The sequence below is a fragment of the Microcoleus sp. Pol12B5 genome (assembly GCF_036701335.1).
Lineage (GTDB): Bacteria > Cyanobacteriota > Cyanobacteriia > Cyanobacteriales > Microcoleaceae > Microcoleus.
The window spans coordinates 39,246-39,672 of record NZ_JAUBQQ010000001.1; the positions used below are offsets into that span (position 1 = coordinate 39,246).

General features: G+C 50.8%; 1 protein-coding gene. It reads left to right on the forward strand.

The features are described 5' to 3' along the window. On the forward strand, window positions 1–427 hold a 427-nt coding region (locus QUA24_RS00130), incomplete at both ends, for a calcium-binding protein (protein ID WP_333226268.1).

Below are 427 nucleotides of genomic sequence, written 5' to 3' on the forward strand. Positions count from 1 at the left end.
GGTGGCAGTGAAAATGACTTCATCTACGGCGGTGAAGGCGAAGACGAACTGCGTGGCGAACAAGGTTCTGATGAACTCCGAGGAGAAAACGGCAACGACTTTCTCTACGGTGGCACCGAAAATGATTCGCTGTACGGTGGCGATGGTGAAGACGAACTGCGTGGCGAACAAGGTTCTGATGAACTCCGAGGAGAAATTGGCAACGACACTATCTACGGTGGCAGTGAAAATGACTTCATCTACGGCGGTGAAGGCGAAGACGAACTGCGTGGCGAACAAGGTTCTGATGAACTTCGCGGAGAAATTGGCAACGACACTATCTACGGTGGTAGTGAAAATGACTTCATCTACGGCGGTGATGGTTCCGATCAACTGCGTGGCGAACAAGGTTCTGATGAACTCCGAGGAGAAAATGACAACGACTTTC